Genomic DNA, 24,047 nt, shown 5'->3' on the forward strand with positions numbered 1-24,047 from the left:
GACCGGAGGCAGGTTCCCGATGGCCGACGTCCAGAGCCGGTTCCGGCTCACCCACGACGACTTCGTCATGCGGAACCACCGGCTGCACGAGGTGTCGGTGCTTCCCGGCGTCGTCTTCTTCGACCTCGTCTACCGCACCGCCGTCGCGGCCGGCTGGGACCACCGCCGGCTCTGCGTACGGGACACAGTGCTCGCCGAGGCGATCGTCACCACCGACGGCTTCGACCGCGAGGTCGTGCTCACCATCGGCGAACCACAGGACGCGGGGCGTCCGTTCACCGTCCGCAGCCGCTGGCTTCGCGGTGACGACCCGGTGTCCGGCTGGCACGACAACGCGCACGGGCTGATCTGCCTCACCGACGAGCCGGTCCCGCCGCCGCTCGACCTGGCCGCGCTGCGGGCCGCCGCCGACCGGCACGACGACGTGGAGGTGCTCTACCAGCGGGCGGTACGGGAGCACATCCGCCACGGCCCGGCGATGCGCTGCCGCGGCACCCTGCACATCGGCGGCGGCGCGCTCCTGGCCGACCTGACCCGCGAGCAGCACCCGGGGGCCGCAGCCGCCGGGTTCCACCTGCACCCGGCCTCGCTGGACGCCTCGACGCTGGCCGGGTTCGGGCAGGTCGGGATGCCGACCGACGACCCGTTCGTGCCGATGTTCGTCCAGGAGTTCCGGGCACCCGAGCCGCTGCCGCCGACGTGTCACGTCCACGTCCCGCGCCCGGAACGGCTCGCGCCGTCCGGCGACGTGATCACCACCGACTACACGATCCGCGACGCTGACGGCCGGTTCCTGGCCGGCTTCACCGGCCTCACCTGCAAGCGCATCCGCGAATCCGGGCTGGTACGCCGGCTGCTCGCCGACGTGTCGGCCGACGCCGCGCCGGTCCGGCCCGCCGCCGCGCCACCGGCGACGGTGCCCGGGCAGCCCGCGGCGTCCTCGCCGGGCGCCGCGAACGGCTTCACCGACACGCTGCGCGCCGCCGTCGCGGACATGCTCGGCCGGCCGCCCGCCGAGGTGGCGACCGGCACCGGGTTCTACGACCTCGGCTTCGACTCGGTCGCGCTGCTCCGGCTCACCGAGCGGGTCGAGCAGCTCGTCGGCCGCAAGCTCTACCCGACGCTGTTGTTCGAGCACACCACCATCGACGCGCTCGCCGCGCACCTGTCCACCGGGCAGGCCCCGGCCGCGCCGGCCGTCCCTCAGTCGTCCGACGCGCCGGTGGCCGCCGCGGCTCCGGCCGCCCCCGAGTCGACGGTGCTGTCCTTCGTCGACGCCTGGGTGCCCGCGGACCCGGCGCCGCCGAGCACCGGTACCCCGGAGGCACTGGTCGTGGGCGGCGCGCTCCCCGCCGGGCTCGCCGCCGCCCACGTGGACTCCGTCGACCGGCTCCGCGACGCCCCTGACCTGCCGCCCGCCGTCGTCCTGCTGACCGACGACCCGGCCGCCGACCTGTGGCGCGCCGCCACCGCCCTCGTCGACACCGGACCGCGCGACCTGCTCGTCGTGCACGCCGGTGAGACCACCGCCGAGCAGGCGGCGACCGCGGCGCTGGCCCGTACCGTGACCGCCGAGATCCCCGGCCTGCGCTGCCGGTTCGTCCAGGTCGATCACGCCCGCGACCTCGCCACCGCGGTACGCGCCGAACTGCGCGCGGGCGACGCCGAGCCGGAGGTCCGCCACGTCGGCGGCCGGCGTCTCGTGCGGCGGTGGCGCGAGGTGGACCCGGCCGCCGGGGCCACGGGCGGGGAGCCGTTCCGCGACGGCGGCGTCTATCTGATCACCGGGGGATCCGGCGGTCTCGCCGCCGTCCTCGCGACGCACCTCGCGCGGCGGCACCGGGCCCGGATCGCCCTGCTGTCGCGTACCGCGCCCGCGGCGGCGCTCGTCGACCGGTGCCGCGCGGCGGGCGCCGAGGTGCACGTGGCGATCGCCGACGTCACCGACGCCGCCGCTGTGGGCGCGGCGGTGACCGGTGTACGGGAGCGGTTCGGCCGGATCGACGGGGTCCTGCACTGCGCCGGCGTCACCCGGGACGGGCTGTTCTTCCGCGGCGATCCGGGCGACCTCGCTGCCGTCGCCGCCCCCAAACTCGACGGCCTGCGCCACGTCGACGCCGCCACCGCCGGTGACGCGCTCGACTTCCTGGTCGCCTTCTCCTCCGCTTCGGCCGACGTGGCCAACCCCGGTCAGGCCGCCTACGCGTACGCCAACGCGGGCCTGCGGCACGTCGAGCGGCGCGGTCGCGGCCGGACCGTCGTCATCGGCTGGCCGTACTGGGCCGAGGGCGGCATGCGCGCGCCCACCGACGCCCTGCGCCGCTCGACCGAGCACACCGGCCAGGAGCCGATGCCCACCGACACCGCGCTGGGCGTCCTGCGCGACGTGCTGCGCGGTCCGTACGACGCGGTGCTGGTCCTGCACGGGCAGGCGGACCGGCTGCGGGAACTCGTGCCGGCCGCCGGTGCGGCTGCGGCCACCGCCGCCTCGCGCCCGGCCCTCGGAGCTGCCGCCGTCTCGCGCCCGGCTGCCGGGTCCGACGGCGGACCGGCCGTCGGTGAGCCGGCCGTGGGCGGGCCGGGCGACGACGCGGTCGCGGTGGTCGGCGTGGCCGGGCGTTACCCCGGCGCGGACGACCTGGACGCGTTCTGGCGCAACCTGGCCGGCGGCGTCGACGCGATCACCGAGGTGCCCGCCGGCCGCTGGGACCATGCGGCGCTGTTCGACCCGGAGAAGGGCACCCCCGGGCGTACGTACGGCCGGTGGGGCGGCTTCCTCGACGGCGTCGACCGCTTCGCGCCGACCTTCTTCGGGGTGTCCCGGCGCGACGCCGAGCGGATGGACCCCCAGGAACGGCTGTTCCTCACCACCTGCTGGCACGCCCTGGAGAACGCCGGACATCCGCCCGAGACCCTGCGCGGCGAGGTCGTCGGCGTCTACGCGGGCGTCATGTGGAACCACTACCAGCTCGTCGGCGGGGCCACCGACGGTGTCGCCCCGACCGCGATGCACTGCGCGATCGCCAACCGCGTCTCGCACACCTTTGACCTGACCGGGCCGAGCCTGGCCGTCGACACCGCCTGCTCGTCGTCGCTGACGGCCGTGCACCTCGCGGTCGAGAGCATCCGGCGGGGCGAGTGCACGCTCGCCCTGGCCGGCGGCGTGAACGTGACGGTGCACCCGCAGAAGTACCTCCAGCTCGCGCAGGGGCAGTGGTTGTCCACCGACGGCCGGTGCCGCGCGTTCGGCGCGGACGGCACCGGCTACGTGCCCGGCGAGGGGGTCGGCGCGGTGCTGCTCAAGCCGCTGTCGCGCGCGCTCGCCGACGGCGACCACGTGTACGGCGTCATCCGTGCGACGTCGGTGAACCACACCGGACGTACCGCCGGGGCGACAGTACCGAGCCCCGGCTCCCAGGCCGCGCTCGTCCGCGCCGCGCTGGACGCGGCCGGCTGGGCACCCGCCACGCTGGGCTACGTCGAGGCCCACGGCACCGGCACCGCGCTCGGCGACCCGATCGAGGTCGAGGGCCTCCGGCAGGCGTTCGACGGTGCGGACCTGCCGGCCGGGGCGTGCGCGATCGGCTCGGTCAAGTCGAACATCGGGCACCTGGAGGGCGCCGCCGGGATAGCCGGCCTGACGAAGGTGCTGCTGCAACTGCGGCACCGCGCGCTCGTGCCGTCGCTGCACGCCGAGGAACTCAACCCGCACATCGACTTCGCCGCCGTGCCGCTGCGGGTCCAGCGCACGCTGGAACCGTGGACTCCGCCGCCCGGCGTCCCGCGGCGGGCCGGCGTCAGCGCGTTCGGCGCCGGGGGCACCAACGCGCACGTGCTGGTCGAGGAGTTCGCCCCCGCCGCCGCACCCGCGCCGGACGGGTCGGCGCTCGTGGTGCTCTCCGCGCCGACCGCCGAGACACTGCGGGCGTACGCGGGCGCGATGGCGGCCGGCCTGCCGGAGTCGACCGGCCCGACCGCGGCGGTGGCCGACCTTCTCGGCGTACCCGAGGAGGCGCTGGAACCGTCGGCGACCCTCGGCGATCTCGGGCTCGACCCGGCGCGGCTGGCGGACCTGGTCGGGGTGGAGGCGATCGGCCGGCTGAGCGTTGCGACGCGCCTCGACGAACTCGCCGCGGACCGGGGCGTCCGCGACATCGCCTACACGACGCAGGTGGGACGGGCGCCGCAGGCGGTCCGCATCGCCGTCGTGACGTCCGGCACCGACGCGCTGCGCAGCGCGCTGGAACGCTTCGCCCGCGGTGCGGACACGGGGGACGTGGTGACCACCGGCGCGCCCGCCACCGGCGATCCGGTGGCGGCCTTCCGGGCCGGTGACCTGCACGAGGTGGCCCGGCACTGGGTCGGCGGCGGCGCGGTCGACTGGTCCGCCTGCTACCCGGACGGGCATCCCCGCCGCGTACCGCTGCCGACCTGCCCGCTGCCGGAGGAGCCCTGCTGGATCGGCGGCTGGGACGCCGCTCGCGCCGGCTCGGCCGGCACGCTCCGCGCCGGGACCGGCGGTGGCGACGCCGTCGCGGTGGCCGCGAGCCCGCCACCGGCCGTCGACGGCGACGTGGTCGTCCCGGACGGGCCGGACGGGCCGGACCTGGAGTTCCGTGTCCTGGACCAGGGCGTCGCGCTGGTGTCGATGCGCGCGCCGATGTTCACCGACGGGCTGCTCGCGGCTTTGGGGGACACGTTCGCGGAGATCGAGCGGCGTGACGACGTACGTGCGGTGGTGATCACCGGCCACGGCTCGGTATTCAGCATGGGCGGCACCCCCGAGGCCCTGCGGGCGCTGGCCGAGGGCGAGGGCACGTTCACCGACGCCGCGCTCGTGTACGAGGGCATCCTGCGCTGCACCCGGCCGGTCGTCACCGCCGCCGCCGGGCACGCCTCCGGCGGGGGACTGGCGTTCGCCTGCTACGGCGACGTGGTCGTCCTCGGCGACACGTCGGTGTACAGCGCGAACTTCACCCGCTACGGCTTCACCCCGGGCATGGGCGCCACCTACATCCTGGAGCAACGCCTCGGCCCCGCCCTGGCCGCCGAGATGATGCTGACCGGACGGTCGATGACCGGCGCCGAGCTGAGCCGGCGCGGAGCCGGCGTGACCGTGCTGCCGCCGCAGGAAGTCGTTCCGGCCGCGCTGGACCTGGCCCGGTCCATGGCGGACAAGCCACCGGCGGTGATCCGGTCGCTCAAGAACGAACTCGCCGGCCGGATCCTCGACCGGCTGCCCGAGGTCATCGCCAGCGAGGTCCGCATGCACGGGAACGTCCTCGGCGCGGAGTCCGCCGCCCTGGTACGGGAGCACTTCACCAAGGTCGACGAGTTCCGCAGCCGGGCGACGCCGGCCCCGCAGCCGGAGCCCGGACCGGACGACGGCGCGGTGGGCGACGCGGTGACGGAGATCGTGGGCGCCCTGCTGTACCTGCGCCCGGACGAGGTGCTGCCGTCCCGCACCTTCGCCGACCTGGGACTGGACTCCATCGGTGCCGTCGAGCTGGTGCGGGACCTCAACCGCCGGTTCGGCACCGACCTGGACTCGGCAGCCGTGTACGACCACCCCACAGTGCCCGATCTCGCCCAGGCGGTGCTGCGCAACCTGGCCGAGTCCGCCTCCCTGCGCGCCCAGGCCGCCGCGCCCCCGGAGCCGTCCGTCGTGGACGATCCGGTCCCGGCCAAGGTGCCCGGGTCCGCCGCACCCGCGCCCGCTGTCACCGAGGCCGCTACGCCGGCCGTCGCCGAGGTGGCCGCGCCCGCTGCGGCCGAGGTCACCGCGCCGGCTGTCGCCTCGCCGGCCGCCGCGGGCCCGCCGCCACTGGTCCTGACCGCGCCCGGTGCGGCGCCCGGGACTGCCCCGCCGTCCGGGGCCGCCCCCACCACGGCCCCGGAGCCCCCGCCGTTGACGTTCGCCGTCCGCCCACCGCCCGCGTCGCCTTCCCACCAAGAGCCGGCACCGGCGGCGACACCGGCACCGGCGTCGCCATCCGCACCGGCCGGGACACCGGCCTCGGACGCGGCGTCACCGGGCGCGGACCCGTCGACCGCGATCGCGGTGATCGGGATGGCCGGACGATTCCCGGGCGCCCCGGACCTCGACACGTTCTGGGACAACCTCGCCGCCGGCCGGTCCGCCATCCGGGAGGTGCCGTCCGACCGCTGGGACCTGACGGGACTCTACGACCCGGACCCGGCCGCACCCGGCCGCACCCGCAGCCGGTGGGCGGCGCTGCTGGACGACGTGGACGCGTTCGACGCCGGGCTGTTCCGCATCTCACCGCTCGAAGCCGAGGCGATGGACCCGCAGCAGCGGATCTTCCTGGAGCAGGCGTGGGCGGCGCTGGAGAACGCCGGGTACGCCGGGCGGCCGATGCGGTGCGGCGTCTTCGTCGGCTGCGGCGCGGGCGACTATCCCCGGCTGCTGGAGCGGCACGGACGCAGCGACAGCAGCGAGGCGTTCCTCGGCGGGGCCAGCTCGATCCTGCCGGCCCGGATCGCGTACCTGCTCGACCTGACCGGGCCCACGATGGCGATCGACACCGCGTGCTCGTCGTCGTTGACGGCGGTGCACCTGGCCTGCGAGAGCCTGCGCTCGGGCGACTGCGACACGGCGCTGGCCGGCGGCGTCGCGGTGATGTGCACGCCGCAGATGCAGGTCTGGACCAGCCAGACGGGGATGCTGTCGCCGACCGGCCGGTGCCTGCCGTTCGACGCCGCCGCCGACGGCATCGTGCTCGGTGAGGGCGTCGGCGTGGTCGTCCTCAAGCGGCTGGACCGGGCGCTCGCCGACGGCGACCACGTCCACGGCGTCATCCTCGCCGGCGGCGTGAACGGCGACGGCCGTACCAACGGCATCACCGCGCCGAGCGCGGTCTCCCAGGTCCGTCTGCTGCGTGAGGTCCACGCCCGGGCGGGCGTCGAGGTCGGGTACGTCGAGACGCACGGCACCGGCACCGCGCTCGGCGACCCGATCGAGGTCAAGGCGCTGGCCCAGGTCGTCGGCCCGCACTGCCGGATCGGCTCGGTCAAGGCGAACATCGGTCACACCACGATGGCCGCCGGCGTGGCCGGCCTGATCAAGGTGCTGCTCAGCCTGCGGCACCGGCAGTTGCCACCGACCCCGCACGCCACCGAGCCGATCCCCGGGCTGCCGGTGGTGCGCGAACTCACCGGGTGGCACGACGACCGGCTGGTCGCCGGCGTCAGCTCGTTCGGCTTCAGCGGCACCAACTGCCATCTCGTGGTGGCCGAGGCGCCGGCCGCGACGGCGGGCACCGGCACCGGGCCGGTGGTGGTACCCGTCTCGGCCCGTACCGCGTCCGCGCTGCGCGACCTGACGGACCGGCTGGCCCGGCGCCTGCGTACCGAACCGGCCGACGTCCACGACGTCGCCGCGACCCTCGCGCGGGGCCGGGCGCACCTGGCGGTCCGGGCCGCGTTCGTCGCCGCCGACACCGCCGACCTGGTCCGGCAGCTCGCCGGCGGGCCGCCCGCGCCCGACGCGTCGGCCGACCTGGTCGCCCTCGCCGAGCGCTGGGTGGCCGGCGCGGACGTGGACTGGACGGCGATGCCGGCCGGGCGTCGCATCCCGCTGCCCACGTACCCCTTCGCCCGCGACCGTTTCTGGACCGGCCGCGACCGGCGGGAGACGGCCCTCACCCCGGCCGACCCGCTGGTGGCCGACCACACGCTGCACGGCGTCCCGGTCCTGCCCGGCGCGGCGTTCCTGCGCCAGGCCACCGCCGGCGGGACCGCCCGCGCCGCCGACGTGACCTGGCTGCGGCCCGTCGTGGTCACCGAGCCGGTGACGGCTGTCGTCACCCGGGACGACCGGATCACCCTCACCGTCGGGGGAACACCGCACGCCGTCGCCACCCGCCGCGCCCCCGACCCGGCACCGCCGGAGCGGGTGGACCTGCCGTCAGTCGAGGCCCGCTGCCCCGTCCGCCGTCCGGTCGACGACCTGTACGCGGGATTCGCCCGGGCCGGTCTGCGCTACGGGCCGTCGTTCCGGGTGCTGACGGAGCTGCGGCTGGGCGCCGGTGAGGCGCTCGGCATGCTCGCCACCGGCCCCGACAGCGACGTCCAGCTGCTCGACGGGGCGTTGCAGGCGGTCGCCGGGCTGGTCGATCCCGCCGACCGGATGCTCGTCCCGTTCGCCGTCGAGTCGGTCTTCGTCGCGGACCGGCTGCCGACGACCGCCCGCGTCCACGTGGTACGCCGGGACGGCGGACGGTTCGACGTGGTCCTCACCGACCTGACCGGCGACGTCCGGGCCCGGCTCGACGGTGTGACGCTGCGCCCCTACATGGCGTCCGGCGCCGCATCGGCCGAGAGCCGGCCGGTCGTGACGGCGCCGCCGGAGGACCTGCTGTACGTCCCGGCCTGGCGGCCGGCCGGTGCGCCCTCCGGCCAACCGCCCGCCGGGCGGGCCCTCGCCGTGCACAGCCCCGCCGACGCCGCGCTCGCCGCCGCCCTCGGCGCCGACGACACGCTGCGGCTCGGCGAGCTGCCCACCGGCCGGTACGACACGGTGTACGTGCTCGCCCGCACGGCCGATCCGGCCGCCCCACCGCAGGACGACTCCGCGACGCCCGAGGCGTTCCGCCTGCTGCGCCGCCTGCTCGACCTGGGCGCGGACCGGGGACCGCTGACGCTCACATTCGTCGTGTCCGGGGTGGCCGGCCTGCCCGGCGAGCCGGTCCACCCGCACGCCGCCGGCCTGGCCGGGCTGGCGAGCGCGATCGCGGCCGAGTATCCGCAGTGGCGGGTCACCTGTGTCGACGCCGGCCCCGGCGACGTCACCCCGGCCGACGCGATCCGCCGCGAGGACGGCACCGACCGACTCGTCGCGCTGCGTGGTGACCGCCGCCTGGTCCGCCGCCTGGAGCCGGTGGCCGGGCCGGCAGGCGTGGCGCCGCTGCGCGACGGCGGTGTCTACCTCGTCGTCGGCGGCACCGGCGGCATCGGGTTCGAAGTCAGCCGTCACCTCGCCCGGACCCGGCGTGCCCGGCTCGTGTGGCTCGGCCGGTCCCCGGAGGACGAGCGCATCCGGTCCCTGGTGGCGCAGATCGAGGCGCTGGGCGGGCAGGCCGTCTACCTGCGTGCCGACGTCACCGACGCCGTCGCGGTCCGCCGCGCGGTGGCCGAGGCTCGACAGCGGTTCGGGCCCGTCGACGGCGCGTTCCACGCCGCGGTCGTGCTCCGTGACCGTGCCCTGTCCGCGATGGACGAGGCGGCGTTCACCGAGGTGCTGCGGCCGAAGGTCGCCGGTGTCGGTGTGCTCGCCGACGCGCTGGCCGGCGAGCCGCTGGACTTCCTCGCGCTGTTCTCCTCGGCGCTGTCGTTCGCTCCGGCCCCGGGGCAGGCCAACTACGCCGCCGCGAGCACGTTCGAGGACGCGTACGGGCTGGCGCTGCACCGCCGGGGACAACCGGTACGCGTGGTCAACTGGGGCTGGTGGGGCAGCGTCGGCGTGGTCGCCGACCCCGGGTACGCGGCCCGGTTCGCGACGCTGGGCATCGGCTCCATCGAGCCGGCCGAGGGCATCGCGGCGCTGGAGCGGATCCTCGCCGGCCCGCACCCACAGGTGGCTGTCCTCAAGGGCACGAGGGACGGGCTCGCCGCACTCGGCGTCCACCCGTCGGCGCCCGCCGACGACGCCGTCACCGCGCTCGCGGCACCACCCTCGACGGACGGCGCCGCCGCCGGGGACACCGACCCGTCGCTGGACCGGTCCAGCGCGGCCTTCCGTACCCTCGACGGGCTGGCCCGCGACCTGCTGCGCGACCGGCTCCGGGACCGTCAGGTGCCGGCCTCCGGGCCGCTGGCGGCCGCCGTCGCCGCGGCCGTGGCCGCGCCCCCGGCCGGCCTGTCCACCGCCGCCGTGCTCGCCCGGCACCCCGACCTCGCCCCGCACGTCGCGTTGCTGGCCCGGTGCGTCGACGCCCTGCCCGGCGTCCTGGACGGCCGGACCTCACCGACCGAGGTGCTCTTCCCCGGCGGCAGCACCGACCTGGTCGCCGCCGTCTACCAGGGGCAGCAGGCCGCGGACTTCTACCACCGCCTGGTGGCGGCGCAGGCCGCCGCTGCGCTCGGACGGACGGACGGCCGCCCGGGCCGGGTGCTGGAGATCGGCGCCGGCACCGGCGCGGGCTCGGCGTTCGTCCTCGACGCCTGCCCGGGCGTCCGGTACGACTTCACCGACCTGTCGACCGCGTTCCTCCGCGAGGCCGAGGACCGCTTCGGCGGACGCCATCCGGGCCTGCGGTTCGGCGTCCTCGACATCGAACGGGAACCGGCCGGGCAGGGCTTCGAGGCCGGCTCGTACGACGTCGTGCTCGCCACGAACGTCCTGCACGCCACCGCGGACGTGGTCCGCAGCCTGCGCCATGCCCGATCCCTGCTGCGCCCCGGCGGTGTGCTGCTGCTCAACGAGGTCACCCGCGCCTCCGACTTCCTCACCGCGACGTTCGGCCTCCTGCCGGGCTGGTGGCGGTTCACCGACGCCCGGCGGCGGCTGCCGCACTCCCCGCTGCTGTCGCCGGCCGGGTGGCGCGCGGCGCTCGCCGAGGTGGGCCTGACCGGCCGGATCCTCGGCATGCCCGGTGTCCCCGACGACGAGCAGGAGCAGTGCGTGCTCGTGGCGACGGCCGGTGCGGCGCCGGTGGACCGGGTGCCGGCCCGCGCCGCCCGGGACTACGTCCGCGCGGTCTTCGCGGAGGTCCTCAAGTACCGCCCCGACCAGCTCGACGACGACGTCACGTTCGACAACTTCGGCGTCGACTCACTGGTCAGCCAGCACCTCGTACGCCGGTTCTCGGCCGACCTCGGCGACCTGCCGGCCACCCTGCTGTTCGAACACCTGACGATCGAGCAGCTCGCCGACCACCTGGCCCGGGAACGGCCGGGCCCGCTCGCCGCCACGCTCGGCGTCGCGGCGGTGGACGCCGTGCCGGCGCCGGTCCACCCGGCGGAACCGGAGCGACCGGCCGTCCCGGCGTTCCCGGCCGCCCCGGTCACCTCGGTCACCTCGGTCACCTCGGCCTCCGCCGCCCGGGGCGACGCGGACGCGATAGCTGTCGTCGGCCTGTCCGGCCGCTATCCGGGCGCGCCGGACCTGGAGCGGTTCTGGCAGAACCTGGTCACCGGCACCACCTCGATCACGGAGGTGCCGCCGGAGCGGTGGGACTGGCGCGAGCACTTCGACCCGCGCCGCGGCCGGCCGGGGCACACGTACAGCCGGTGGGCCGGGTTCCTCACCGACGTCGACCGGTTCGACCCCGGCTTCTTCGGCATCCTGCCGAAGGACGCGGCCGCGATGGACCCGCAGGAGCGGCTGTTCCTGGAGACCGTCTGGCTGATGCTGGAGGACGCGGGCGCCCTCGGCGGAGCCCTGCCGCGCGACACCGGCGTCTTCGTCGGCACCATGTACGGCTCGTACGGCCGCATCGCCGCCGCGCAGGGCTGGCCGGAGGGCCGCTACACCGACGGGCACTCGGCGTACTGGTCGATCGCCAACCGGGTGTCGTACACGCTCGACCTGACCGGGCCGAGCTTCGCCGTCGACTCGGCCTGCTCCTCCTCGTTGACGGCGGTCCACCTGGCCTGTGAGAGCCTGCGCCGCGGGGAGTGCTCGGCGGCCGTCGCCGGTGGCGTCAACCTGGTCCTGCACCCGGCGCACCTGATCGCGCTGTCGTCGATGACCATGTTGTCGGCCGACGGCGCCTGCAAGGTGTTCGACGAGCGCGCCGACGGGTTCGTGCCCGGCGAGGGCGTCGGCGCGGTACTGCTCAAACCCCTGTCCGCGGCCCTGCGCGACGGCGACCGGATCTGGGGCGTCATCGAGGGCGGCTTCGTCAACGCGGGCGGCCGGACCGCCGGCTACACCGTCCCCAACCCCACCGCGCAGGCCGACCTGGTGGTCCGGGCGCTCGCCGCGGCCGGGGTGACACCCGGCGACGTCGGCTATCTGGAGGCGCACGGCACCGGCACGGCTCTCGGCGACCCGATCGAGATCGCCGGTCTCGGCCGGGCGCTCGGTAACGCGCTGCCGGACGGCCGGCGGATCCCGGTCGGCTCGGTCAAGGCCAACATCGGTCACCTCGAAGGCGCCGCCGGCATCGCCGGCCTGACGAAGGTGCTGCTGCAACTCGCGCACGGCACGATCGCGCCCTGCGCGAACCTGTCCACTGTCAACTCCCGCATCGACCTGTCCGGGTCGTTCCTGCTGCCGACGAGCGCACAGCCGTGGACCGCGCCGCGGCGCGCCGGGGTCAGCTCGTTCGGGGCGGGCGGCGCGAACGCGCACCTCGTGGTCCGGGAGCATCCCGCGCCGCCGCCCGCGCCCGTCCAGCCGGGGCCGCACGTCGTGGTGCTGTCGGCGCGGACCCCGGAGCAGCTGCGGACGCTCACGGCCGACCTCGCCGACCTGGCCGAGCGGACGCGCCCGCGCCTCGACCAGCTCGCGTACAGCACCCAGGTCGGGCGGGCGGAGTTCGACAACCGGCTCGCCGTCGTCGTGTCCGACATCGACGAGCTGGTCCGCCGGCTGCGAGCCGGCGAGGTCATCACCGGGACTGCCGGCACCGATCCGCTGTTCGACGGCGACGGCGGCGCCGAGATCGCCGCCGACCTGCTGCGCCGCGGCCGGCTCGACCAGTCGGCGAAGCTGTGGGTACGCGGCGTCCCGGTCGACTGGGCGGGCCGCTGGCCGGTACGGCCGGGACGGGTGCCGCTGCCGCCGTACCCGTTCGACAGGCAGCGGCTGTGGCTGCCCGAGCCGACCGGTACCACACGGCCACCGGCGCCGCCGTCCGTACCGGAGGGTGACCTGACCGCCGACGGCCGGACCGCCGTGCTGCCGGGCCTGGCGGTGCCGGAGGCGACGGCGCCGGAGACCGCCGCGCCCGAGGCGGCGGTGCGGGAGACCGTCGTCGTGCCTGAGGTGGCGGTGCCGCAGACCGTCGTGCCGGGGAGCGTCGTGCCGGACGTGGCGGCGCGGGAGACCGGCGTGCCCGAGAGCGACCCGTGCGTGTACCTGCGGCCGCAGTGGCGGGCCGAGCCGCCGCCGGAGGGTGGGCGACCGCCGGCCCGCATCCGGGTGATCGGCGAGGGCCCGACGTTCGGCGGCCGCCACGACCAGGCCGACCCGGACGTGATCGTGGTGCACCTGCCGGCCCGTGCCGGCGGGCTCGCCGACGAGGTGCGCGAGAGCCTGCACACCGTCCTGCGGGCCGCCGTCGAGGTGCTCACCCCGGATCCGGCCGCGTCGCTGCGGATCGTCGTCGGCTGCCCGGACGAGCGGCCTGCCTACACCGCCGTGACGGCGGCGCTGCGCACGCTCGCGCTGGAGCACAGCGGCTTCTCCGGGGCGGTGGTCCGGGGTGGTGTGACCGCCGAGGCGGACCTGTGGCACGTCTCCGGGCCGCCGGAGCAGCGGGTGGACGACATCCGCTGGACCGGCGGCGTCCGTGAGGTACGCCGGATGGTGCCGTTCCGGCCCGGCCCGGCCGTCCGGCGCACCGGCGGCGTGTACGTCGTGGTCGGCGGCACCGGCGCCGTCGGCCGGCACCTCGCCGCGCACCTCGCCTCGACCCGTACGCCCTCGGCGGTGGTGCTGGTCGGCCGGACCGCGCCGGCCGACGACGCCTTCGCGTTCGTCCGCGCGGACGTGACTGTCGAGTCCGACGTGCGCAGCGCCGTGGCCGAGATCCGCCGCCGCTACGGGCGCATCGACGGGGTGATTCACGCCGCGGGCGTGCACGACGACGCCCGCGCCCTGACGAAGCCGGCGACCGCCGTCGACGCGGTGCTGGCCCCGAAGGTGTTCGGCCTGCGGCACCTGGTGGACGCGCTCGGCACGGAACCGCTGGAGTTCCTCGCGCTGTGCTCGTCGATCGCCGGACGCACCGGCAACCTCGGGCAGGTCGACTACGCGTACGCCAACGCGTTCCTGGACGAGTTCGCCGCAGGCCGACCCGGCACGGTGTCCGTCTGCTGGCCGCTGTGGGCCGACGGTGGGATGGCCGTCGACGACGCCACCCGCCGGTTGTTCGCGCGGCGCTGGGGGAGTGCCCCGCTGCCGACGGCCGACGCGGTACGGGCGTTCGACCGCGTCGTGTCGGGCACCGAGCCGGTGGTGGCGGTGCAGCGCCCGGTGGACGTCGCGCCGGAGGCCCCGGCCGGTGTTCCGGACCCGGAGCTGGACCTGGACGCGGAGCTGCGTGCGCTCGCCGCCGGGTTCCTGCTCGTCGAACCGGACGAGGTCGACCCGGACATCCAACTGCTCGACCTGGGCTTCGACTCCATCTCGCTGACCGGGCTGGTGAACGAGACGAACGAGCGCTTCGGCGTCGACCTGCTGCCCACAGTCCTCTACGAGCACCCCACGCTCGCCGCCTTCGGCGCGTACCTGCGCTCCGTACTCCCGGCCCGGCCGGCCCCGGCCACCGTGGACGCCGGGCTCACGGCGGCCCGGCCCGCGGCGGAGGCCGCCGAGCCCTCGGCGGACCTGCCGGCCGACGCGGTCGCCGTGGTGGGAATGGCCGGGGTACTGCCCGGCTCGCCGGACCTCGACGCCTTCTGGCGGCACCTCGCCGCCGGCGACGACCTCGTCCGCGCGGTCCCGGCCGACCGCACCGACCTGCTCGGCGACCCGGCCACCGCCGGTGTCCGCGCCGGTTTCCTCGACGACGTACGCTCCTTCGACGCCGACCTGTTCGGCATCGCGCCGCGCGAGGCCGCGCTGATGGACCCGCAGCAGCGGTTGTTCCTCCAGACCGCCTGGCAGGCCGTCGCCGACGCGGGATACCGGCCGGCGGACCTCGCCGGCACCGACACCGGGATCTTCGTCGGCGTGTCCGCCTGCGACTACGACGACCTGCTCCGCGCGCACGACGTGCCGGTCGAGGCCCACACCGCCAGCGGTCTCGCCGACTGCATCCTGGCCAACCGGGTCTCCTACCTGCTGGACCTGCGCGGCCCCAGCGAGGCCGTCGACACCGCCTGCTCCAGCTCGCTCGTCGCGGTGCACCGCGCGGTACGGGCGTTGCTGGCCGGGGAGTGCGCCACGGCGCTCGCCGGTGGGGTGAACGTGCTGCTGAGCCCCGGCCTGTTCGTGGCGTTCCAGTCCTCGGGCATGCTCAGCGCCGACGGCCGGTGCAAGACGTTCGACGCCTCCGCCGACGGATACGGCCGCGGCGAGGGCTGCGGCGTCGTGCTCCTCAAGCCGTTGCGCGCGGCGGTCGCCGACGGGGACCAGGTGATCGCCGTCATCCGGGGCAGCGCGGTGAACCACGCCGGCCGCGGTCCGTCGCTGACCGCCCCGAACCCGCAGGCGCAGGCGCAGGTCGTCAGCCGGGCGTACCGGGCCGGCGGCGTCGACCCGGCGAGCGTCAGCTACATCGAGGCCCACGGCACCGGCACCCGGCTCGGCGACCCGATCGAGATCGAAGGGCTGAAGAAGGCGTTCGAGGGCGTGGACGCCACGATCGCGGTCGGGACGGTGAAGACGAACATCGGCCACCTGGAGGCCGCGGCCGGCATCGCCGGGCTGCTCAAGGTGCTGCTGAGCCTGCGGCACGAACGGCTGCCGCGCACGCTGCACCAGCATCGGCGCAACCCGTACCTGCGGCTGGACGGCACCCCGTTCACAGTGCTGGACCACGACGTGCCGTGGACCGGCGACCGGGTCGCCGGGGTCAGCTCGTTCGGTTTCGGCGGCACCAACGCCCACGTGGTCGTGCAGTCGCCGCCGCCGCTGCCGGCGTCCCCGGCGTCGGGCCCCTGGCGCCTGGTGCTGTCCGCGTCCGGCCCCGCGGCGCTGGCGGAGTACCGGCGCCGGGTCGCGGACCACCTCGCGGAGAGCACCGACATGGCCCGTGCCACGTACACGCTCCAGGTGGGACGGGAGGCCCTGGCCCACCGGTTCGCCGCGGTGGTCGCCGACGCCGCCGAGGCGGTGGCGGTGCTGCGCGGCGAGGCGCCGCCCCGCCTCGACGCGGAGACCGAGACCTGGCTGGCCGGCGGCGACGTCGACTGGGCGGCGACCTGGGACCACCGGCCGGCCCGGATCTCCGTCCCCGCCCCGCCGCTGGACGCCCGGCCGTTCTGGTTCGACGAGGGCCCGGCGCGCACCGCCGCACCCTCCCGGCCCGCCCCGGCCGAGCTGTCCGCCCCGCGTGTTCCGGCGGAGCCGCCCGCCCCGGTCCGGCGCACCGCCGCCGACCGGATCGTGCTGCGTGATCCGTCGGCGTTGCGCAGGAACGGCGCGGGCCGGCGCACGGTCGCCGACGCGGGAGCGGTGAACGGCGGACCCGCGTCGAACGGCGCGGCCCCGGTGGGCGTGCTCGCCCGCCCGGCCCGACCGGCCACCCACCCGGCCGGAGCCGGTCCCGCCGCTGCCGCGCCACCCGCCGCCGCGCTACCGGCCGCCCCCGAGCGGCCGGCCGCCCCCGAGCGGCCGAGCCCCGTCGAACCGCACGCCCCCGTCGACCAGCCGGGCCGTGCCGAACGGCCGGCCGCCGCCGTCGCCCAGGGGCCCGCCCCCGCGGAGGTGGCCGAGGCGGTACGGGACTGTGTGGCGCGGGTGCTCGGCGCCGACCGTACGGAGATCACCGCCGACCGGGCGTTCGCCGACCTCGGCCTCGACTCGATCTTCCGGATGGAGCTGGCCCGGCTGGTGGTGGCGACGTTCGACGTGGAGATCACCGCCGCCGACCTGTACGAGCACGACACGGTCGAGGCGGTGGCGGCGCTCGTGGCCGCCGGTACGCAGGCACCACGCCCGGTCACACCGGCCGGAGACGGCGTCGAGGAGATCGTGACCGGGGTGCTGGAGCGTGCCGTCGAGCCCGGCCGGACGTTCGCCGACAGCGGCCTCACCTCGTTCGACATGCTGCGGGTCGTCGGCGCCCTGGAACAGCGCTACGGCGCGCTGCCCAAGACCCTGCTGTTCGACCACCCCACGATGCCCGACCTCACCGCGTTCCTGGCCGGGCGGTCCGCCGGGACCGGCGTCCGGACCGAGACGGGCACCGGTCCGCGGGCCACCGGCCGGACGATCGAGAGCGGCGCCGAGGTCGACGGCGAGCCGGTAGTCGTCCGCAAGCGGACCCTGCCCGGCCGCCCGGCGCTGCGTGACCTCCTGGCCGACCTCGACCGCCGCCACGCCAAGGAGGGCGGGCTGGCCGGACGGGACATCGCGCCGTACGCGTTCGTCGACTCGGCGCGGGCCGGCTACGTCAACTTCTCGGTCCGCGGCGACGACGTGTTCGCCTGGAGCTTCGTCGGGCACCACGACCACTTCCACGACCTCGTCGCGGAGTGGATCGCCTGGGCGCGGCGCCACGGCCTGCGGCCCAACTTCCTGTCCCTGGCCCACCTGACCGAGGTCGCCGGGGAACCGGTCACCGCGACCCCGTTCGGGGCGGTGCAGCGCCTGACGGACCTGGCCTCGTTCACCGTACGGGGCGGCCGGATGCAGCGGCTGCGCAGCCTCCTGCACCGGTTCGAGCGCGCCGGTGACTGCCGGATCGAGGAGTACCGGGCCGGCGCGTCGCCGGAGACCGACCGGCAGATCGTCGGCCTGATCGACTCCTGGGGCCGGCGCAAGCAGATGGTGAACCCGTACGTCGGCGTGGTCCGCGAGGAGATCGGCGGCGGCACGCTCGACCCCCGGCACCGGGTCTTCCTCACCCGGGTGGACGACGTCCTCGTCAATGCGGTCATCGTGACCCGGATCCCGTCCGAGCGGGGATACCTGCTCGACCTGGAGTTCTACGCCGACGAGATGCCCGCCGGCGGTCTGGAGTGGGCGATCGTCCGGATCATCGAGCTGACCGCCGCCGAGGGATGCACGTCGTTCAGCTTCGGGGCGAGCTTCGGCGTCGCCATCACCGATTCGCCGAACGCCGACCCGGCGGTGGCCGACGCGCTGGCGGAGCTGCACTCGGTGGGCGTGTTCGGGCCCGGCAACTTCCAGTTCAAGAACAAGTTCCGGCCCGAGAACACGCCGATCTACCTGTGCCAGCCGGCGACCGGTGACCGTACGTCGGTCACCGACATCATCCTGATGATCGCCAACCCGGACCTCGTGGACGGCGCCCCCGCCGGTCCCGCGCCGTCGTCGGACGCCGCCGCGACGCCGCCGCGCGCCACCGCGCCGCCGGAGAGCGCCCTGCCGTCGGTCGCCGCCGTGCCGCCGGCGGACGCGGGACCGCCGCCGGACCCGGCGCTGCGGCCGGGACGTGCCGACCTGCTGGCCGCGCACGGGTACAACGCGCTGGCCCTGCCGACCGAGCTGGTCCCCTTCGACCTGCTCACCGACTCCTGGGCGGAGCGGGCGGACGGGTTCGTCGCGGCCCGGACGCGGCTGCTCGCCGAGCGGCCCGCCCCGCCCGAGCTCACCGCGCACGACTGGCTGCCCATGCCCGAGGTGGTGCCGACCCGGTCGGGACGGACGGCCGAGGAACTGCTCTGCCGCTGCCACCCCGGCCCGCGCGGTGTCGTGCTGCACGCCGCGGCCTTCCCGACCTGGCTGTCCACGCTCGCCGACCTCGGCTACGAACCGGTGGCCGTCGGAATCGGCCGGCTCGACCCGGAGACGATCGAGGCGTTCGCGGCGGAGCTGACCCGCCGGGCCCCCGGATCGGTGTCGTTCGTGGTGGTGGAGGCGGCCAGCAACGCCGCCGGTGGCGTACCCGTCGAACCCGCCGCCCTCCGGGAGCTGCGCCGCGTCACCGCCGCACACGGGGTGCCGCTCGTCCTGGACGCCAGCCGCGTCGTCGACAACGCCGTCCAGCTCGCCGGCCCCGGCGGGGATCCCTGGACCGGGGTGCGGGACATGCTCGCCGTCGCCGACACGGCGACGCTCAGCCTGTCCAAGGACTTCGGCGTCACCGCCGGCGGGCTGGTCGCCACCCGCGACCCGGAGCTGGCGGCGCGGCTGCGCGAGCACGTGGCGCGGCGCGGCGCCGAGGTGGACCGGGCCACCCGGATGACGCTGCGGGCAGCGCTTGCGGACCGCGACGGCGTCACGGAACTGGTCCGGCGGCGCGTCGCCGCCGTCGCGGTGCTCCGCGACGGCCTGCGGGCGGCCGGCCTGCCGGTCGTGGACGTCGACGGCGCCCACTGTGTCCTGCTCGACCTCGCCCGGATGCCCGGACTGGCCGGTCAGGAACACCCCACGATGTCCGGGCTGGCCTGGCTCTACACCGGCGCCGGCGTCCGGGGCGGCCCGCACCTGGCCGTCGGCGGGCCGCTCGCCGGCACCGTCCGGCTCGCCGTGCCGGTCGGCTTCGGGCCCGACGACGCCGAGGCGGTGGTGGCCGCCGTCGCCGCGCTCGCCGCCGCACCGGGCGAGGTTCCCGAACTGGTCACCGGCGGGATCCGCACGGCGGGGGAGGCGGCCCGGGCGGTCTACCAGCCCGCCGACCGGGTGCCCGAGGACGTCCGGCAGGCGCTGCGCGACCAGGCCCCGGCCGACGACAACGGCACCGTGCTGCGGGAACACCAGCCGGCCGTACGCCGGCGGGTGGTGCCGGTGGCCGGCGCCCAGGTGGAGGTCTTCACCGCCGGCGACGGCCCGCCGCTGCTGCTCGCCCACCCGTTCAACATCGGCGCCGGCGTCTTCGCGCGGCAGTTCGAGGCGCTGGCCGGGCGGTACCGGGTGATCAGCGTCCACCACCCCGGCGTCGGGGCGAGCACCGCCTCGGCCGACCTCACCCTCGACGGGATCGCCGCCCTCCAACTGCGGGTGCTGCGGGAGATCGGGGTCGACGGGCCGGTCCACGTCGCCGGCGCGTCGTTCGGCGGGCTGGTCGCGCTCACGTTCGCCCTCAACCACCCCGAGGACACCGCCTCGCTGATCCTGCTCGGCAGCTCCTACAAGATCGGCAACCGGGTCGGTGAGATCAACCGGCTGGCCGTGGTGGCGGCCCAGGACCTCGACCGCACGATCGAGGGGTCCGGCGCCGACCGGCTGCGGCACGAGCGGGCCGCCGTGGAGGCGCTGCTGCTGCGCTGCGAGAGCATGGACCCCCAGACGGGGCTGCGCTACCTCGACGTGTTCGCGGCCCGGCCGGACCTCCGCGACCGGCTCGGCGAGCTGGACCTGCCGGCGCTCGTGGTGCAGGGCCGGCACGACACGGTCATCCCGTCGGAGACGGCGCGGCTGCTGCACCAGGGCATCCGGGGCGCCCGCTACGAGGAGATCGCCGACGCCGGCCACTTCCCGTATCTGACCAGCCCGCAGGAGTGCAACCGGATCCTGACCGACTTCCTGCGCGGCGCCGGAGGGGAGGGGTCGTGACCGTCCTGACTCCCGAGCTGGAACTGCTCGGTCCCGACGCGACGACGCGGACGACAGTGGTGCGGCCCGGCATGTGCGGGCCGGGGTCGCTGTTCGTCGGCCAGGTCGGCGACTGGACCTGGGACACCGTCAGCGCGCTCTGCGACACCAACGTCTACACCGCCCGCGACGCCGACGGGATGCCGACCTACCTGGCGTTCCACTACATCCACCTGCGCGGCGGCGCCGACCTGCACGTGCGCGGCATGACCTTCGGCGACGTGCTGCGGGTGGACTCGCGGTCCTTCGCCTCCGGCAGCGAGTCGGTGCTGACGCTGCACGAGATCCGGCGCGGCGACCGGCCGGGACGCGTCGTCGACCCGGACGAGTTCTACGCCCACCCCGACCCGGCATGCCTGTACGCGCAGAACTTCAACCGCTGGGTGGTCCGGGGCCCGTCGGGCGGCAACGGCGACCTGCGCAGCGCGTCCCCGCCCGGGTTCCGCCACGCGCACCTGCCCGTGCTGCCCGCGCGGCACTCGCCCCGGCGCGCGTACGCCGAACTGCGCGCCCTCGGCGCCGAGCCCGACCCGCCCGACCCGCTGGACCGGCTGGCGCTGGATTACCCGGTCGACCCGAGCCGTGACCTCAACGGCGTGGGCCTGCTCTACTTCGCGTCCTACTTCTCCATCGTGGACTGGGCGTCGCTGCGGCTGTGGCGGCACCGCGGCGGCACCGACGCCGGTTTCCTGCGGCGGATCGTGCTGGACCAGCGGATGAGCTACCTCGGCAACGCCGACGTGGGCGCCGTGCTGCGGGTGCGGGTGTCCCGGCGGCCGGGCGGCGACGTGACCGGCGCCGACGAGACGGTCCGGGTGGTGCTCGCCGACCGCGACACCGGACGGCCGCTCGCGGTGGCCCTTGCGCAGACCCGGACGGAGGCGACGACGTGAGCGCGAACGACGAGGCGGTCCGGCGGGTGGTCCACGAGGTGATCACCGAGATCCTGCCGGCGGTCCCCGGCGACCGGATCCCGGGCGGCGCGCACCTGCGCGACCTGGGCGCCGACTCGATCGACCGGGTCGAGATCATCCTGGCCCTCCGGGAGCGGCTCGGCGTCGACGAGCCGCTCGGCAGCTTCAGTGACCTGCCCGACATCGACCACCTGGTCGCGTACCTCTGCGAGGTGACGGCATGAACGTGGGCATCGAGGCCCTGAACGTGTACTGCGGGGTGGCCTCCGTCGCGGTGCCGGTCCTGTTCGAGGGGCGCGGTCTGGACGCGACCCGCCTGGGCAACCTGATGATGACCGCGAAGTCGGTCGCGCTGCCGTTCGAGGATCCGGTCACGCACGCGGTGAACGCCGCCAAGCCGATCCTCGACGCGATGGACGAGGCCGACCGCGACCGGATCGAACTGCTGGTGACCTCCAGCGAGTCCGGCCTGGACCTGAGCAAGTCGATCGCCTCGTACGTGCACCGGCACCTCGGGCTGAGCCGCCGCTGCCGGATGCTGGAGGTGAAGCAGGCCTGCTACGCCGCGACCGGGGCGCTCCAGCTCGCCTGCGGCTACCTCGCCGCCGGCCTGTCGCCGGGCGCCAAGGCGCTGGTGATCGCCACCGACGTGTCACTGGTGAACGAGAACGCCTCGTACACCGAGCCGGCCATGGGCACCGGCGCCGCGGCGGTGCTGCTCGGCGACGACCCGCGGGTGCTGGACGTGGACCTCGGGGCGTTCGGGACGCACAGCTACGAGACGTTCGACTCGGCCCGGCCGGGCCCGACGTTCGACGTCGCCGACGCGGACCGCTCGCTGTTCGCCTACCTGGACTGCCTGACGAACGCCTACGCCCACTACGCGGAGAAGGTGGCGGACGTCGACTTCGCCACCACCTTCGGCGGGCTGGCCATGCACACGCCGTTTGCCGGCATCGTCCGCGCGGCGCACCGCAAGCTCGCCCGCGAGCACCGGATGCCGGACGCCGACGCGGACTTCGCCCGCCGCGTCGCGCCCGGGCTGGAGTACCCGCGGCTGGTCGGCAACCTCTGCTCCGGCTCGGTCTACCTGGCCCTGGCCAGCCTGATCGACCATCTGCGGCCCGACGAACCGGTCCGGGTCGGGATGTACTCGTACGGCTCCGGCTGCGCCGCCGAGTTCTACTCCGGCCTGGTCGACGCGCGGTCCACCGCCGAGGTCGGCCGGATGCGCATCGGCGAGCACCTCGCCGGCCGGTGCGAGCTGACGTTCGACGAGTACAAGCGGATCCTCGCCGACAACGCCGACTGCCTGGTGCCGGTGGCGGACAAGCGGATCGACCCGGGGCGGTACGCCGAGGTGCTGGACCGGGTGGCCGGTGCGCGCACACTGCTCGCCTGCACCGGCGTCCGCGCCTACCACCGCAGCTACGAGTGGATCGGAGCGGGCGCGTGACGCCGGGGCGGGATCTGGCCGCCGCGCTGCTGGCGGCGGGTCCGCTGCTGCGGGTGCTGCCGCCACCGGTACGGGTGCGGTGCGCCGACCCGGCCACCGCGGCCGCGCTGGCCCGGCTGTGCGACCGGCTGGACGTGCCTGCGCCGGCGCCGGTGACCGACGCCGCCGGCCTCGGCCCCTTCGAGCGGGTGGTGAGCGACCTGCTGGACCTCGACGCGAACCCGGCACCGCCGCCGGCGGACGAGCCGCGCGTGGTCGCCGAGGCGCGCGAACAGGACTTCACCTGCCGCTTCCGGCGCACCGACGTGCGTACCGGCGACGGGGTGGTGCTGCCCACGTACGCCGTCGGCGACCCGGACCGGCCGCCGGTGCTGATGGTGTCCGCGTGCGGGATGCCCGCCCGGCTCGTCGAGGGCTGGGCCGGCCGGCTGTCCCGCGACTTCCACGTGCTCGTCCCCGAGACGCGGGGCCTGTTCGCGGACGTGGACGGATTCTCCGCCGACACCGGCGTGGTGGCCCAGGCCGACGACCTCCTCGCGGTGCTGGACCGGTTCGGGCTGCGCCGCGCGCACCTGATCGGCCTGTGCGGCGGCGCGGTGCTCGCGGTCGTCGCGGCCGCGCGGGCGCCGGAGCGGGTGTCGTCGCTGAGCCTCTGGCACGGCGACTTCGACCTCGGCGACGAGAGCCCGAAGACCGACCACCAGCAGAACCTGCAGGCCCTGATGGCGATGGCCGCCCGCAGCCCGCAGCAGGCCGCGGCGGTGCACGCGGTGCTCACCAACACCATGCTCGGCGTCGCCCCGCCACGGCTGGCGCACCTGGTCACGTACCCGTACGCGACGCCGGAACTGCTGCGCCGGTACTGCCGGCTCAACGGCGCGATCATGGGCACGGACCTGCGCCCGTACCTCGCCGGGCTGACCACGCGCACGCTCGTCGTCACCAGCGAGGACGACCACACGGCGCACCCCGCCGGGTCGCGGGCCGTGGCCGCCCGGATCGCCGGGTCCGTCCTGCACGTCGCCGAGCACGGCGACCACCTGTCGCTGTTCCACGCCGAGGAGAGCCTCGTCGACCTCGCCGCGCGATTCGTCGCCGGCGACGACGCCCTCGGCACACGATCTCCCGCCGAAGCCGGCCGGCGGGTGCCCCCCGTCCCGACGAGAGGTGGAGAGGAGGTGTTCCCATGACCAAGGAGACCGCGCCCAAGAAGTCGCTCCCGGTGCGCAAGCTGGAGTCCATCAAGGCCAGCACCGTCGCCCCGTGCGCGCCCGCGCTGAACTGAACCCGGTGACACGGGGGCGGGGGTCCGGCTGCCGGA

General features: G+C 75.9%; 5 protein-coding genes. All 5 read left to right on the forward strand.

The features are described from left to right. The first annotated feature begins 19 nt into the window (after positions 1–19). Genes ML5_RS22515 through ML5_RS22535 form a run of 5 tightly spaced genes read left to right on the forward strand, consistent with a single transcriptional unit; the run spans position 20 to position 23,916 of the window. Positions 20–20,317 (forward strand): SDR family NAD(P)-dependent oxidoreductase, encoded by a 20,298-nt coding sequence (locus ML5_RS22515; RefSeq protein ID WP_013476297.1) that lies wholly within the window; start codon positions 20–22, stop codon positions 20,315–20,317. Next, positions 20,314–21,249, forward strand: coding sequence for an LnmK family bifunctional acyltransferase/decarboxylase (locus ML5_RS22520; protein WP_013476298.1), 936 nt, complete (start codon positions 20,314–20,316; stop codon positions 21,247–21,249). The genes ML5_RS22515 and ML5_RS22520 overlap by 4 nt, the downstream gene beginning before the upstream one ends. Further along, positions 21,246–21,494 carry an acyl carrier protein gene (locus ML5_RS22525; RefSeq protein WP_013476299.1) on the forward strand — a complete coding sequence of 83 codons (249 nt, stop codon included), beginning with the start codon at positions 21,246–21,248 and terminating at the stop codon, positions 21,492–21,494. The genes ML5_RS22520 and ML5_RS22525 overlap by 4 nt, the downstream gene beginning before the upstream one ends. Continuing rightward, positions 21,491–22,726: a hydroxymethylglutaryl-CoA synthase family protein gene (locus ML5_RS22530; protein ID WP_013476300.1), complete on the forward strand. Its 1,236-nt coding sequence runs from the start codon at positions 21,491–21,493 to the stop codon at positions 22,724–22,726. The genes ML5_RS22525 and ML5_RS22530 overlap by 4 nt, the downstream gene beginning before the upstream one ends. Then, positions 22,723–23,916 (forward strand): alpha/beta fold hydrolase, encoded by a 1,194-nt coding sequence (locus tag ML5_RS22535; protein WP_013476301.1) that lies wholly within the window; start codon positions 22,723–22,725, stop codon positions 23,914–23,916. The genes ML5_RS22530 and ML5_RS22535 overlap by 4 nt, the downstream gene beginning before the upstream one ends. The last annotated feature ends 131 nt before the right edge of the window (positions 23,917–24,047 follow it).

The sequence above is a fragment of the Micromonospora sp. L5 genome, from assembly GCF_000177655.2.
Lineage (GTDB): Bacteria > Actinomycetota > Actinomycetes > Mycobacteriales > Micromonosporaceae > Micromonospora > Micromonospora aurantiaca.

Excerpts from the sequence above, each read along its gene's own strand:
- ML5_RS22515 (WP_013476297.1), top strand. The coding sequence starts at position 20 with ATGGCCGACGTCCAGAGCCGGTTCCGGCTCACCCACGACGACTTCGTC.
- ML5_RS22530 (WP_013476300.1), top strand. The coding sequence starts at position 21,491 with ATGAACGTGGGCATCGAGGCCCTGAACGTGTACTGCGGGGTGGCCTCC.